Origin of the sequence: Chryseobacterium metallicongregator (genome assembly GCF_031324065.1) — a bacterium.
GTDB classification, from domain to species: domain Bacteria; phylum Bacteroidota; class Bacteroidia; order Flavobacteriales; family Weeksellaceae; genus Chryseobacterium; species Chryseobacterium metallicongregator.
On record NZ_JAVIXS010000009.1, the window covers coordinates 234801 to 248372 of the forward strand.

The following is a 13572-nucleotide window of genomic DNA, read 5'->3' on the forward strand; positions in this document are numbered from 1 at the left end:
ACCAAATTGAATTTATATATGAAAAGAAACTTTAATCTCTGCTTACTAGCAGGCGCCATTGCTGTTACTTCATTAACAGCATGTAGTGATGACCAAATGGACAACAATGTTCAACCTCAGCAAGAAGCACTCAGTGCAAAAATTGATCAGCCCGGGGATCTTGAAAAAATCTGTTCTTATGTAGACAACAACTGGAGTACTAATTCAGTTTTACTGACTGGGCTTCAAAACTCCACAGACACCAATTTTATGAATGCACAAATGACTAAAATTGCAAGTATGTGGGGAAGAAGCAATCCTCTTCTGAGATTTGTAAATGACCCTACTAATTTTAATTCTACCTACAATGCTATATCTTATGGCAATGGAAGAATTTATTACGGCTATGCTATCTATTATGATGCAAAAGCTAAAGGCGGTGATATTGTAAACGCAATGATCCTTGCCCATGAGTACGGGCATCAACTGCAGTACATCTTCAATCTCCCTTCTGTATCAGAATCAACGTACAGACCAAACGAGCTTGAAGCCGACGGTTTTGCCGGATACTATTTGAGAAGACCTAATGGATACAATAAAACCAGCTTCGCAGAAATTGCAGCAGCTTATGAATTTGCTCAAAGCATTGGCGACTATCAGACAACCAATGTAAACCATCACGGAACACCTGCACAGAGAAGATCAGCAGTTCGTTTAGGATTCCTTTTAGGACAGTATGATCTTAATGCATCCAATTTCGATTACAACTTTTTCTATTACTATCAGGGAGTATTAAATGGTACTTACAAGATGGCTAAAAACACTGTAAATCCAGAAATTGACGCATACATGAGTCAATATATTGATGAGCTTAGAAAAATTCAGTCAGGAGAAATTTCTGCAGAAGAATTTAAACATCTTCAATAAACGAGAACATTCATTTTTAGCATATTTAAGAAAGGAGGCGGGCAGTATGTACCGCCCCTTTTTTTGTTTTTAAAAGCTTTTATATTTTAACCAATCAATTTCTTTGTATTTTTGAAACAGCAAAAAAACACCCAAATAACTATAATGAACAGAGATCTCTACATTGATTTTGCCAAGGGACTGGCAACACTCTCCATCATATTTATCCATACAGCATTTTGGTCTGGGCAATTTTATATTCCCGCAGAGGTAAGAGTTTTCTCTCTCGTTTTCGATGTAGCCCTTTTTTATGCACTCAGCGGTATTACTTCGGGAGCCAATATTGAAAAAACATTATACCGTCTTCTGAAGCTTCAGATTACCTATATGATTTTTGTGACTTTTCTGTTCTTTTTAGATTACTTTTTTAAAGTGTTTGGCCTGAGTTTCTTTTCTACGGAATGGCTTCAGAGCTTTTACTCTACATTTGGCTCAAAATATTCTACAACCAGCATTTCTATATACCCTCAATGGGAAAATCTGGGAAACTGGTATCTTCATCAGTACACCAATGCTGATACTTTTCCTGTAGTAATGGGAAGTTTCTGGTATCTTAAAGTATATTATGTACTCACCGTTTTCGGAGTGCTTATCCTAAGATTTTTTCCAAAACATATCAATTGGTTCATTGGACTTTGTATTGCTTTAACCTTATTATTCAACATTTTCCCGGAATATTATCCGACAGGACAGGTGGGATACGTTGCTTTCTATTTTGCTGTATTTTTAATCGGCCACAAAATGCGGGGAAAAAAGATCCCTGCCAAAGCAATACCTGTATTATATGGACTTATAGGAGTAGCACTTATATGGATGTTCTGGTACTATGGAGGAGACATCTTCTATAAAATCAACAAAAATAAATTTCCGCCAAAAATCCCTTACATCATCTGGGCATTATTCTCTCTGGCGACCTTATTTGTTCTTTATAACCGACTGAAAATAACAAAAGAAAACTTCATCACCTATATCGGGAAGAATGCCATTTTCTTTTATTTTGCACAGGGAATCAGTTCTTCTCTGGTTTATTTCCTCGTAGTTCCATTAAAAGAAAATATGCCTTGGTGGCTTTTGATGATCATTATTTATGGAATTAATATCATTTTAGCTTTTATTATTTCTGCAGGATTGAAAAAAGTAGATGTCACGGGTTGGAATATTCTGGAATTCTTAAGAAAAAAGACCGCATCTTAAGACTTTAAGGATCAAATTGAAATTAAAGTCACATTTCTTATCTCAATTTGTTTAAATTTACAAAAATTTTACAACATGTTTAAGTTGAAACTACCCACCGATCCAAGGTGGGCAAATATTGCAGAAGGAAACATTGGAGAAATTTTAACGGATCATGCCTGGTGCGAGCAAAAAGCAGCTACCAATGCTATAGGCCTGATCACGATGCTTCCGGAATATCCTGAGATTGTGACCGAACTTCTTGCCATTGCACAAGAGGAACTCGATCACTTCAACCAGGTACACGAGATCATCAAAAAAAGAGGTTTTACTTTTGGAAGAGCAAGAAAAGATGATTACGTGAATGAACTGGCAAAATTTATTATACAGGGAAGCAGAGAAGACCTCATCGTAGACAAAATGCTTTTTGCCGCTATGATTGAAGCCAGAAGCTGTGAAAGATTCAAGGTTCTTACGGAAAATATCAAAGACGAAGAACTTAAGGTTTTCTACAAAGAACTGATGATTTCTGAGGCCAATCATTATACTACTTTCATCGGATTTGCAAGACAGCTCGGAGATCCGGAAAAAGTAAACAAACGTTGGGAAGAATGGCTGGAATATGAAGCCAATATCATTAAATCCTACGGAAATAAAGAAACCATCCACGGTTAAAATAAGAATAGTAAAGAATACACCTTGAAGAAGCCAAGCTTTGAAAATATCGCCAATATGTTCCTGAAAAACTTTTTTCAGGGATTGGTTATCATTGGACCTATCGGGCTTACCATTTTTGTGATCTGGTATATTGTAAGCGCGATTGACAATCTTGTTCCTTCTCTGGCAAAGCAGATTCCTGGTCTTGTATTCGTATCTATTATACTTTTTACCGCTATTTTAGGATATTTAGGAAATAAGTTCGTGGTTGGAAGATTCTTTTTCGATACCATGGACAGCTTACTGGAGAAAACTCCGGGAGTAAAACACATCTACACTCCTACGAAAGACGTCATGTCTTCATTCGTAGGCGACAAGAAAAAATTCAACGATCCTGTATGGGTAAAAACCAACGAGAATCCGGAAATCTGGAGAATCGGATTTTTAACTCAAAAAGAAATGTCGGACGTTGACAAGCATAATTACGTTGCGGTATACCTTCCCCACTCGTACGCCATCTCGGGCTGGGTAATTGTTACTGAAGAAAAAAACATCAAACCTGTAGTGGGAATGACAGCAGCTTCTGCCATGAAGTTTGCAGTGAGCGGCGGTGTAGCCGGATTCCATTCTGATGAAAATATATTTAAGGCTCCGGAATAATCTCTTTTCCTTCCTTATTTATAACATTGATGAATTTTGAAAAATTATTTTCAAGCACATTTTCTTTACAAACAATTTAAAACATAATTTAACTCATGAATTTACCGTACGCGGAACCTTTCCGCATTAAAATGGTGGAAGAAATCTATCAATCCACCAGAGAAGAAAGAGAGCAATGGCTTAAAGAAGCTAATTATAACCTTTTCAACCTAAGATCTTCACATGTTTATATTGACCTGCTTACCGATTCCGGAACAGGAGCCATGTCTGATAAACAATGGTCTGCTTTGATGACCGGAGACGAAAGCTATGCCGGATCACGTTCTTTTGAACAATTACAAAAAACCGTTGAAAAAATCACAGGATTCAAATATTTATTACCAACGCACCAGGGAAGAGCTGCAGAAAACGTTCTTTTCTCAGTATTGGTAAAAGAAGGTGACGTAGTTCCGGGGAACTCACATTTTGACACGACAAAAGGGCATATCGAAATCAGAAAGGCACATGCTATTGATTGTACGATAGACGAAGCTTTTGACATTAATGATCTTCATCCTTTCAAAGGAAATATCAACCTTGAAAAACTTGAAGAAGTTTATAAAAGTCACCCTAAAGAAAACATTCCATTCTGTTTAATTACCATTACTTGTAACTCTTCTGGTGGACAACCTGTTTCTTTGGAAAATATGAAAGCAGTAAAAGCTCTTTCTGACCAATACGGAATCCCGGTATTCTTTGACTCGGCGAGATTTGCAGAGAATGCTTACTTTATCAAAAAAAGAGAAGCAGGACAGGAAAACAGAAGCATTAAGGACATCTGTAAAGAGATTTTCTCTTACGGAGACGGAATGACAATGAGTTCCAAAAAAGATGGTTTAGTAAATATCGGAGGATTCATTGCTTTGAATAATGAAGAAGTCTTCAGAAAAGCATCCAACTTCACGATCATTTACGAAGGTTTCATTACCTATGGAGGAATGGCCGGAAGAGATATGGCAGCATTGGCGGTAGGTCTTGATGAAGCTACTGAATTCGCTTACCTTGAAAGCAGAATTTCTCAGGTTGAATATCTTGGAAATAAGCTGATTGAATATGGAATTCCTGTTCAGAAACCTATCGGAGGACACGCTGTATTCATCGATTCATTAAACTTCCTTCCCAATGTTTCCCGTGAAGAATATCCGGCACAGACCTTAGGACTTGAAATTTATAAGGAAGCAGGAATCAGAACTGTGGAAATCGGAACTTTGTTAGCCGACAGAGATCCTGCAACAAGAGAAAACCGTTATCCGAAGTTAGAACTGGTACGTCTGGCAATCCCTAGAAGAACGTATACCAACAACCATATGGATTATATTGCTGCCGCCATCAAAAACGTATACGAAAGACGTGACGAAATAGCAAAAGGATACAAGATTACGTGGGAACCGGAAATCTTAAGACACTTTACTGTTCAGCTTGAAAAAGCTTAATGATAAAACCGGAATTTTTTCCGGTTTTTTTTATGCCTAAAAACTCAAAGTTTGTTTGCAAAAAACAATCTTATTTCTTAATCCCCTCAAAACAATTCATCACTTAACCAACTAAAAACCATTGTGATATTGAGATCAAACACCTTTTATAAACACATATAAATCAATTATATATTTTTATTACACAGTATATCTTATGCTTTTCGTTTTATTTTTCATGAAATCAAAATCAAATTGACTTATTTTTTGAAATAGTGAAGGTTTTTAATTTTAATTTTGCACTTACCTAAGAGTGATTAAAAAAATACTTAAAAAACCAACCTGAAAAACACTTTATTCCGAAAATGAAGAAAATTGCTGTCGTGGGCGCCGGTATTTCTGGCTTGAGCATGGCGAATTACTTAGAAAAGCACAAGATCGACTACCACATTTACGAAAGGAGAAAAAAAGAAGATCTGGCAGGTCACGGTTTTCTCATTCCACAGGAAGGAATGGATTATCTTTACCAGATTATTAACCCTGAACAGCTTCTCAAGCATGGAAACTTTCTAAAAAAATACATTAAGTATTCTCATACCGGAAAAGTTTTGGCTGAAAAGGAACTGGATCATGTTTTCGCTATTTCAAGACACTCATTAATCAATTTATTAGCCCAAAACATTGCTCCGGAAAAGATAACCTACGAAGAAACCATCATTATTGATGATCTACAGAACGGCAAACTGAAGCTTTCTGGCGGAACTATTATTGATGCCGACATTGCTGTCATCTCTGACGGCTCCAGAAGCCGGATCAGAAAACATCTTTTTAAAGATGAAATAATGAGAGCAGTAAGAGAAAGTGAAGTAGTGAATATCATTCAAAACAAAGAAATTGCAGATTCTGTTGAAAATGATTTTATGAAGTTTCACCATGAAGACGGAGGCCTTACTTTCGGGATTCTTAAACTTTCTGATGATATTGTTCTTTGGTATTCACAGTTTGACAACCAAAAATATATGATCAATGAATGTTCTGTGGAGAACTTAAGAAAATACATGGTTGAAGTTTTTGAAAGCTGGCATCCTCTAGTCCCGGAAATCATCCAAAAATCAGACTATAAAAATGTACATTTATGGAATGTTTATGAACTTGAAAAACTCAATCCATTTTATCAGGAAAACACAGTATTCATAGGCGATGCAGCGCACCCACTGATTCCATTTACCAGTCAGGGAGTCACCTCTGCATTGAAAGATTCGCTCTTATTAACTAGGCATTTAGTTGAAGAAGAAAATATACAGACCGCTTTCAGTAAGTACGAAGTAGAGAGAAAACCTGAAATCGAGGTTCATATCAACAACGGAAGGATATTACTCAATCAGTTTCTGCTCCCGCTAAGTCAACAAACAGAAAATATTTTACCCATTTCTTATAAATAATGATGTTCACCAATAACGATATCAATTTTGAAGCCCTGAAAAGAAAGGCGTATAACGGAAGATGGGCTACGCTCGAAGACGGAATCATTCCTCTTACGGCAGCTGATCCCGACTTCAGAACAGCACCTGAAATAGAACAGGGAATTATTGAATACCTGAAAGACGGTTACCTCAGCTATGGCCCGTTTTCCGGACTTCCTGAGTTTAAGAAAAGCGTTGCGGATCATTTTAACATGGAAAAACATGGAAGTTTCTCACCGGAGAATGTTCTGGCTGTCAACAGTGCTGCCCAGGGAATGTTCCTTATTGCATCTTATGTTCTCAATCCCGGAGATGAAGCCATTATTCTGGATCCTGTAGATTTTCTTTTCAAAAAATCAGTAGAAATTGCTGGTGGTAAGGTAATGCTCTGCCCTGTGGATACGATAACAGGAGAAATTGATTTTGAAAAACTGGTTTCATTAATCAATCCAAAGACTAAACTTATCAGCATATGCAATCCTCACAATCCGCTTGGAAAAGTTTATTCTAAAGAAGTATTGATAAAAGTAGCAGAAATTGCATCCTCTCATGACCTTTGGGTAATGAGTGATGAAATCTGGAGTGATATTATTTATGATCATAAAGACTTTCATACGTATTCTTCCGTTTCGGAGAAGGCAAAGAGAAAGAGTTTTACCGTGTATGGGTTTTCAAAATCATTCGGAATAGCAGGATTAAGAATTGGGGCTGTACTCTGCAATGATCAGGACATTCTTGAAGACTTCACAGAAAAATCCAATTTCAACTCCACAATAGAAGGGGTTTCTACGCTGTCTCAGATTGCAGGAAGTATAGCACTGGAGAAAGCAAAACCATGGTACAAAGAATTTTTGACTCACTTACAGAGCAACAGAGATCTTGCTTTCAGATTATTAAACCGTTCAGAAATTGTAACCCCTAATCTGCCTGAAGCCACTTTTGTACTGTTTCCAAAGATAGAAAACGGAATGTCCAGTGATGAATTTGCCCAGCACGTCTTAAAACATGGAAAAGTAGCGATTGTTCCCGGATCAGAAAGATGGTTCGGAAAAGGAGCAGAGGGACATATCAGAATTTGCTTTTCTACATCCCAGGAAATTTTAGAAGAAGGAATTAACAGAATCATTACCAGCTTTTAATATTAAAAATTTTAATTAAATTAACATAATAGATTATTATTTTTCCGAATTTATCACAAATCAAAACAAAATTAAGATATCCATACTAAATATTTTATTTTCGTGTTGATTTAAAAATAAATATTGATAATTTTGATTAAATCATCACTCAAAATTATTAATATGAAAATAAAATACATCAGCATTATTTTCCTTGGAGTTTCTGCCTTCTCCTATGCTCAGCAGGTAAAAGATACTTTGAAAGAATCAAAAATTGACGAAGTTGCCATTACCGGGAGCCGAAACAAGAAAAGAACAGTTGTAAACACGCCTGTTCCTATTGATATTATAGACATTAAACAGGTAAGCCAGTCAACGGGACAGGTGGAAATCAACCAGCTTTTACAGTTTTCTGCACCTTCTTTCAACTCCAATAAACAATCAGGATCCGACGGTGCTGATGCTGTAGATCCCGCGACGTTAAGAGGTCTTGGCCCTGACCAGACCTTACTTTTGTTAAATGGAAAAAGATATCACCAGTCTTCATTGATCAATCTTTTCGGAACTAAAGGAAGAGGAAACACCGGATATGATATGAATACCATTCCGATTGGCGCGATAAAAAGAGTGGAAGTTCTTCGTGACGGAGCATCAGCTCAGTACGGCTCTGATGCTATCGCAGGAGTTATCAATGTTATTTTGAATGACAGAGACAAAGGTTTTGAAGGAAATGCTTTTTATGGAATGAATCTTTTCAAAAGCCCCGGAAACAATGATGTTGTATCAGACCATAAAGTGGATGGAAATACCTTTGATTTCAATGGAAATTTAGGGACTAAAATAGGATCAAAAGGCGGTTTCGGAAATTTCACCGTAGAGTTTGTGAATAAAGATTACGCCATACGAAATGCAAATCCGGATGTTTATACCTCTCCCAGACAGCGTTTTGGAGATGCAAAAGCTCAGAACATTTACTTTTTCGGAAATATTGAAGTCCCATTAACTGATGGTCTGAAGTTTTATTCCCGCCAAGGTTTTTCGCATAGAAATACTAAGGCTTATGCGTGGACCAGAACCCCTGATGCGGACGGTAATATTCCTGAAGTTTACCCTACAGGATTTAACCCGATTGAAAATACAAGCATTACGGATTTCACGTTTGACAACGGATTAAAGTTCAAAGTTGCAGACTGGGATGTAGATTTTTATAATGCTTTTGGGAACAACAGATTCACTTATCAGATAGACAATACCATTAATGCTACTTTAGGAGTTAAATCTCCTACAAGTTTTAATGCAGGAGGACATTCTCTGCTGCAGAATACCACTGGTTTTAATGCTGTGAAGCAGTTCAAAGTACTGGAAGGGCTCAACATTGCTTTCGGATCAGAGTTCAGGTATGAAAAATTTGATATCATCAAAGGAGAAGAGGCTTCTTACGCTATGTATGATGTCTATGGGAATCTTGTGACTCCAAACACTCCTCAAAACTTATTGGTTACAAATCCTTCAAGTGGCAATGTAAGGCCAGGTGGCTCACAAGGTTTTCCAGGCTATTCTACTGATACCGGTAAAAGCAGAAATAACTTTGCAGCGTATGTAGACACCGAACTGGATGTAACCAAAAACTGGATGATAAGTATTGCCGGAAGATTTGAAAATTATAATGATTTCGGAAGTACCCTGAATGGTAAGTTTGCTACAAGATATGCCATCACGCCACAGTTTGCGTTCCGTGGGTCTGTTTCTACAGGCTTCAGAGCGCCTTCTCTGGCTCAGAAATACTACAGTCAGCAGTTTACCAACTTCCAGGGCGGTCAGTTGGTTACTATTCAGCTGGCCTCTAATGACAGTAAAATCGCAAGCAGCCTGGGAATTCCTCAACTGAAGCAGGAAACCTCGGTAAACGGTAGCGCAGGGTTTACCTTCAATACAGGAAAATTTACGGCAACCGTAGATGGGTATTATATCCGTGTTAAAGACAGAATCGTTCTGACCGGATATTTTGCACAAGCAGACTTGCCGGCAGATGTTCAGGCAGAGAACCCATTTATTGACCAGGTACAGTTCTTCTCTAATGCCATCGACACGAAAACAAAAGGAGTTGATGTGATCTTAAGCTATACAGAAAATATCGGTTCAGGAAAACTGACCGCTACCCTAGCCGGAAACTATAATGATATGGAAATCACAAAAGTGAATACCTCAGAACAACTGGCAGGGAAAGAAGACATTTACCTGAGCGCAAGAGAAAAAGCATTCATTCTTGCTTCTGCTCCGAAGACAAAAGTGAATTTAAACCTTAATTACAGACTCAACAAATTCAATGTAAACCTTCAGATGGTAAGGTTTGATAAAGTAACGCTGATTGGCTATGACGACTCAGAACAGGTATATAATCCAAAAGTTACCACCGATCTTTCTTTCGGATATGAATTCTGTAAGAACCTGAATCTGACTTTAGGAAGTAAAAACCTATTCAACAGATACCCTACTTTACAGACCACTCATGTATCCGACGGAAATACGGAAGCCGGAGGTATTTTTGATCCTGTACAGATGGGATTTGCCGGAAGACAGGTTTTTGCCAGACTTAATTTTAAGTTTTAAGAAATGAGGGAAGCCAGATGATGGAAGTTACATCAGGGAGAAATTCATTTTAAACCACTATAACTTCCAGCCTCCAGCTTCCTTACAAATGCCTACAGAAAATCTCTGTAGGCTTTTTTATTTTTTTGAAATTTTATAAAGCTTACCACTGTCTGTTACAGCATACAGATTTCCGTCCATCCCATTCAGTACATCACGGAAACGTTCTTTCTGATCAGCAAGAAGGCGTTCTTCTCCTACTACTTTATTATCTTTCATTACGATTCTGTTGATATGCTCACCACTCAGACATCCGATAATAAGATTTCCTTTCCATTCATCAATATTCCCCGTGTAAAAGGTAATACCACTTGGTGAAATCACAGGATCCCAATAATAGACAGGTTGCTCAGTTCCTTCTTTTTGGGTGATTCCCTGCCCTACTTTATCTCCTGAATATTCAATCCCATAAGTTACATCTCCCCAGCCGTAATTTTTTCCCGGCTGGATCAGATTGATTTCATCACCACCTCGTGGTCCCATTTCCACATCCCACAAATTTCCGTTGGGATCTATAGCCATTCCTTGTGGGTTTCGGACTCCGAAAGCGTAGATTTCCGGTTTATATCCTGATTTTCCAATAAAAGGATTTCCCGGAGCAGGCTGACCATCTTTTGTGATTTTTAAAATTTTCCCAAGATAATTATCTGTTTTCTGCGCATAAACGCGGGTAACTTTGTCTGATCTTTCTCCCGTACTGACAAATAAATTTCCATCTTTATCAAAAGCCAGACGGCTTCCGTAGTGCTTATCTCCGTCATAAGAAGGTTCAGCACGGAAAATAACTTTTACTTCTGAAATATTTTTAAGATCTGCAGATAGTTTACCTTTTGCTACAGATGTTAAGTTTCCTTTTCCAAAAGGTTCCGAAAAACTGAAGTAAATAATATTGTTGGTTTTAAAATCAGGATCAAGCGCTACATCCAGCATTCCACCCTGCCCTTTTGAATCTACCTTTGGAAAACCTTCTATTTTTGAAACCTGTTTACCATCTGTTGAAACAACATTCATAGAGCCTTTCTTATCTGTGATGAGAAATTTTCCGTCAGGCAAATTGATAATCCCCCAAGGTCTTCCTAAATCTTTATTCAATATTTCAACATTATAGGCTGTGGTTGTCTTTACAGCTTTAATTCTTGTCTGCCCTTTAAATGCCGGCTTATAGTCAGAATTAGGATTATCAGTTTCCACACTTCCGTCATTTCCTGTCCTTTGAGCATTAGCATGATTCTCTTTGCATGAAGATAAAAAAAGTAAAAGGCTTACTACAGGGATGTAAAATTGATTGATTTTCATAGCATTATGATTAGGTGATTGTAGGCTATGAATGGAAAAATAATGCCACAAAACATTATACGGTCTAATAATTTCTTTCGTATTTTTGTTGTATACATTCTTTTCTATGGATTTTAAGCTTCAATCAGAATATAAACCTACAGGAGATCAGCCTCAAGCTATTGAAAAACTTACCGAAGGAATAGAGATCGGTGAGAAATATCAAACGCTTCTTGGGGTAACAGGTTCCGGAAAAACCTTTACCGTTGCAAATGTGATACAAAAGGTACAACGTCCCACTTTAGTATTGGCACATAATAAGACTCTTGCGGCACAGCTTTTTATGGAATTTAAAGAATTTTTCCCGGAGAATGCAGTGGAATACTTTGTCAGCTACTATGACTACTACCAACCCGAGGCCTATATTGCCACTACAGGAACTTATATTGAAAAAGACCTGAGCATCAATGAAGAAGTTGAAAAGTTGCGTCTTTCTGCAACTGCCAGTCTTCTTTCAGGAAGGAGAGACGTTTTGATTGTAGCTTCTGTTTCATGTATTTATGGTATCGGGAACCCTACGGAATTTCATAAATCATTAATTTCTATAGCGATTGGTGAAAAGGTGACGAGAACAGCTCTTCTCCATTCATTAGTTAATGCATTGTATGCCAGAACCCTCAATGAGTTTCAAAGAGGAACATTTCGTGTAAAAGGAGATGTGATTGATGTTTTCCCCGCCTACACGGATAATGCGATCAGAATTCAGTTTTTTGGAGATGAAATTGAAAAAATTCAAAGTTTTGATCCTGTTACAGGCAATGTAGAGGATAATTTTGATCAGATACAGATTTACCCTGCCAATCTTTTCGTAACGTCGAAGGAGACTTTAAATGGAGCGATTAAAGACATTCAGGATGACATGGTAAAACAGGTTGATTTCTTTAGTTCTGTCGGAAAGCCATTAGAAGCAAAACGACTTCAGGAAAGAACGGAACTGGATCTTGAAATGATTAAAGAACTGGGCTATTGCTCAGGAATTGAGAACTACTCTAGGTATCTGGATGGCCGTCTTCCGGGAACAAGACCGTTCTGTTTGATTGATTATTTTCCTAAAGATTTTTTAATGGTTATTGATGAAAGTCACGTTACTGTTCCGCAAGTTCATGCTATGTACGGAGGAGACCGAAGCAGAAAAGAAGCATTGGTGGAATATGGTTTCAGACTTCCGGCAGCAATGGACAACAGACCTTTAAAGTTTGAAGAATTTGAAGCCATTCAGAATCAGGTAATTTATGTTTCTGCAACGCCGGCTGATTATGAACTGGAAAAAACCGGAGGAGCTTATATTGAACAAATCATCCGACCTACCGGGCTTCTTGACCCGATTATTGAAGTAAGACCCTCATTAAATCAGATTGATGACCTGATGGAAGAAATCCAAAAAAGATCCGATGCAGATGAAAGGGTTCTGGTGACTACTCTAACAAAGAAAATGGCAGAAGAACTTACAAAATACTTTACCAAATTCGGAATCAGAACAAGATATATTCACTCGGATGTTGAAACACTGGAACGTATTCAGATCATGCAGGATCTTCGTTTAGGACTTTTTGATGTATTGATTGGGGTTAATTTATTGAGAGAAGGTTTGGATTTACCTGAAGTTTCTCTGGTTGCCATTCTGGATGCTGATAAAGAAGGAATGTTGAGAAGCAGAAGATCAATGATACAAACTGTGGGACGTGCCGCAAGAAACGTGAATGGAAAAGCAATTATGTACGCTGATAAGATTACAAAATCCATGCAGGCCACTCTGGATGAAACCGAATACCGTCGTGCTAAACAAATGCAGTACAATGATGAACATGGTCTGAAGCCAACAGCTTTAAATAAAAAGATTTCTGAAAATCTTGTGGGAAGAAGCAAAGACTTCCCTGATGAAAAATATACCCAAAAAGAGATTCTCCAAAAAGTAGCGGAAACAAAAGCAACTTATGCCAGTGAAGATATTGAGAAAATGATTGCTCAGAAACAAAAAGAAATGGAATCTGCAGCGAAAAACCTTGACTTTATAAAAGCAGCCAAGCTGAGAGATGAAATTTCAGCGTTGAAAGCATAAAAGATTTGATTATAAAAAAGTTTCGGCGGCATCTTCGATGCCGCCGCAAAAATAAACAAAAA

Annotated in this window: 10 protein-coding genes; 9 read left to right on the plus strand and 1 reads right to left on the minus strand. The window is 37.6% G+C overall.

Translation table 11 applies throughout. The features are described from left to right. The first annotated feature begins 18 nt into the window (after window positions 1-18). From REB14_RS13430 to REB14_RS13465, 8 genes are all read left to right on the plus strand, one after another. Window positions 19-906 carry a neutral zinc metallopeptidase gene (locus REB14_RS13430; RefSeq protein WP_034692758.1) on the plus strand — a complete coding sequence of 296 codons (888 nt, stop codon included), beginning with the start codon at window positions 19-21 and terminating at the stop codon, window positions 904-906. Window positions 907-1050: 144 nt separating this feature from the next. Then, on the plus strand, window positions 1051-2139 hold the full coding sequence (locus tag REB14_RS13435) for an acyltransferase family protein (RefSeq protein ID WP_309522422.1): 1089 nt from the start codon (window positions 1051-1053) through the stop codon (window positions 2137-2139). Between the two features lie 75 nt (window positions 2140-2214). Next, window positions 2215-2793, plus strand: coding sequence for a MiaE family protein (locus tag REB14_RS13440; protein WP_079243561.1), 579 nt, complete (start codon window positions 2215-2217; stop codon window positions 2791-2793). 24 nt (window positions 2794-2817) lie between these two features. Continuing rightward, entirely contained in the window at window positions 2818-3435 is a 618-nt protein-coding gene (locus tag REB14_RS13445) for a DUF502 domain-containing protein (RefSeq protein ID WP_034692765.1), read from the plus strand. A 95-nt stretch (window positions 3436-3530) separates the two neighbouring features. Next, window positions 3531-4907, plus strand: a complete 1377-nt coding sequence (gene tnaA / locus REB14_RS13450; RefSeq protein WP_034692767.1) for a tryptophanase TnaA — start codon at window positions 3531-3533, stop codon at window positions 4905-4907. A 344-nt stretch (window positions 4908-5251) separates the two neighbouring features. Continuing rightward, window positions 5252-6328, plus strand: a complete 1077-nt coding sequence (locus REB14_RS13455) for an FAD-dependent monooxygenase (RefSeq protein WP_079243562.1) — start codon at window positions 5252-5254, stop codon at window positions 6326-6328. Then, entirely contained in the window at window positions 6328-7488 is a 1161-nt protein-coding gene (locus REB14_RS13460) for a pyridoxal phosphate-dependent aminotransferase (RefSeq protein ID WP_309522423.1), read from the plus strand. The genes REB14_RS13455 and REB14_RS13460 overlap by 1 nt, the downstream gene beginning before the upstream one ends. Before the next feature lie 162 nt (window positions 7489-7650). Next, a complete protein-coding gene (locus REB14_RS13465; protein ID WP_309522424.1) occupies window positions 7651-10077 on the plus strand; it encodes a TonB-dependent receptor plug domain-containing protein in 2427 nt (808 codons plus the stop codon). 117 nt (window positions 10078-10194) lie between these two features. Here the strand turns inward: REB14_RS13465 and REB14_RS13470 are convergent, their stop codons facing one another. Continuing rightward, window positions 10195-11412, minus strand: coding sequence for a PQQ-dependent sugar dehydrogenase (locus REB14_RS13470; protein ID WP_309522425.1), 1218 nt, complete (start codon window positions 11410-11412; stop codon window positions 10195-10197). A gap of 106 nt (window positions 11413-11518) precedes the next feature. On the opposite strand from REB14_RS13470, the gene uvrB reads away from it, so the two are divergent. Then, window positions 11519-13510: an excinuclease ABC subunit UvrB gene (uvrB, locus tag REB14_RS13475; protein ID WP_309522426.1), complete on the plus strand. Its 1992-nt coding sequence runs from the start codon at window positions 11519-11521 to the stop codon at window positions 13508-13510. Window positions 13511-13572 lie beyond the last annotated feature (62 nt).

Excerpts from the sequence above, each read along its gene's own strand:
- uvrB (WP_309522426.1), top strand. The coding sequence starts at position 11,519 with ATGGATTTTAAGCTTCAATCAGAATATAAACCTACAGGAGATCAGCCT.
- REB14_RS13430 (WP_034692758.1), top strand. The coding sequence starts at position 19 with ATGAAAAGAAACTTTAATCTCTGCTTACTAGCAGGCGCCATTGCTGTT.
- REB14_RS13465 (WP_309522424.1), top strand. The coding sequence starts at position 7,651 with ATGAAAATAAAATACATCAGCATTATTTTCCTTGGAGTTTCTGCCTTC.
- REB14_RS13470 (WP_309522425.1), bottom strand. The coding sequence starts at position 11,412 with ATGAAAATCAATCAATTTTACATCCCTGTAGTAAGCCTTTTACTTTTT.
- tnaA (WP_034692767.1), top strand. The coding sequence starts at position 3,531 with ATGAATTTACCGTACGCGGAACCTTTCCGCATTAAAATGGTGGAAGAA.
- REB14_RS13455 (WP_079243562.1), top strand. The coding sequence starts at position 5,252 with ATGAAGAAAATTGCTGTCGTGGGCGCCGGTATTTCTGGCTTGAGCATG.
- REB14_RS13440 (WP_079243561.1), top strand. The coding sequence starts at position 2,215 with ATGTTTAAGTTGAAACTACCCACCGATCCAAGGTGGGCAAATATTGCA.
- REB14_RS13460 (WP_309522423.1), top strand. The coding sequence starts at position 6,328 with ATGATGTTCACCAATAACGATATCAATTTTGAAGCCCTGAAAAGAAAG.
- REB14_RS13435 (WP_309522422.1), top strand. The coding sequence starts at position 1,051 with ATGAACAGAGATCTCTACATTGATTTTGCCAAGGGACTGGCAACACTC.